This is a genomic window from Candidatus Nitrosotalea sp. FS (genome assembly GCF_011319475.1).
GTDB lineage: Archaea > Thermoproteota > Nitrososphaeria > Nitrososphaerales > Nitrosopumilaceae > Nitrosotalea.
In genome coordinates, this window is sequence record NZ_RCMC01000131.1 from 1,716 (window position 1) to 3,008 (window position 1,293).

The window sequence follows — 1,293 nt, forward strand, 5'->3', positions numbered from 1 at the left end:
CAAAAGTATCATGACTTGATTACCTAGTGTTTTTTGTGCTGCCTTGAGCAGTTTTTTTCCAATTCCGAGACGTTGGTATTTTTTGTCAACTGCTAGATCAGATACATAGCAACAATAACTAAAATCAGTTACAGCACGCAGTATTCCAACTAGATTCTTTCCATCCTTTGCACATATTGTTAGATTTGCATTTTTTATCATGCGTTTTATTCTTGGGATATCTTTTGCAGGTCGTTTTATGCCTGAATTTACAAATAATTCAGATACTTGTCTTGGTTTCAGATCAGGATTAATCAGATATGATATTTTCATGGATTGTAGTGATTATTTGTGCAATTCAACTATTTTTGTACAATGGTGGGGCCGGCCGGACTTGAACCGGCGACCTCTAGCACCCCAGGCTAGCATCATAACCAAGCTAGACTACGGCCCCTCGAGGTGTTGGCTACTATTGAAATTATTAAATTGTAGGATTGAATTTTGTGTCAAGAAATTTGTGTTTGAAAATCTAGAGCCACTTTTTCAGTCTGTCTTGTTCAAACTTTTCTTTTTCTGTAAAATGTTCTGTTGATGAAGTTTGTAGTTGTGTCAGAGGATCTGGAGTTGCAAACATGTCAACTTGAATATATCCTGCAGTTCCCTTGCCAGTCTCAAGAAAACATCCGCCTTTTCCATCAAAGACTGCGTTTTCAAGTTCGTGTTTTATTTGTGAAATAATATTTCTTGCAACAGTTACACCTTCAGCTTCTGCAAATATTCCTGCTTTTGGTACTGCGATTTTATCTGTCACCATTATCTGGTTGACATCACCTATTGCGTACACACGATCATATTTTGTCTTGCAGGTCTTGTCAACTACAATAAATTTTCCACTCTCTGCAAAACCAGCTTCTACTACAACAGAGGGAGCCTTGTGTGGAGGAACGGAAATCAAAATATCAAAGCTTGCTTCTCCGTCTTCGAATTTTATTTTGTTTGGCTCTACTGCAATGGTTTTATGGTTTCCGTGAAACTCTATCTTTTTTGATTTTAGAATTTGAAATATTTCTTCGCTTACCTGTGGACCACCTGCTGGAAGCGTGATTGGTGTTGGACTGAAGAAATCCATCTGGACAGAATCGCTTGCCCCTGTCTCCTCAAGTACAGACCTTATGAGAAGTGCTGCCTCAAATGGAGCTGGAGGACACTTGTATGGTAGACCTGTGATTGCCATTGCAATCTTGCCAGATCTTACTTGCTTTATGGTGTCCCTGATTTTTGGAACATCGTTGATGTCATAAAGAATAAAGCCAT

The 1,293-nt window shown here is 38.7% G+C and carries 2 protein-coding genes and 1 tRNA gene; all 3 read right to left on the minus strand.

Annotated features, from left to right (window positions below):
* A partial coding sequence (locus DYY66_RS04720; RefSeq protein ID WP_166286651.1) for a GNAT family N-acetyltransferase occupies window positions 1–312 on the minus strand: 312 nt, incomplete at its 3' end.
* 43 nt (window positions 313–355) lie between these two features.
* A tRNA-Pro gene (locus tag DYY66_RS04725) sits at window positions 356–433 on the minus strand.
* A 75-nt stretch (window positions 434–508) separates the two neighbouring features.
* Window positions 509–1,293: FAD-dependent oxidoreductase (locus DYY66_RS04730; protein ID WP_166286652.1), on the minus strand; the 785-nt coding region annotated here is incomplete at its 5' end.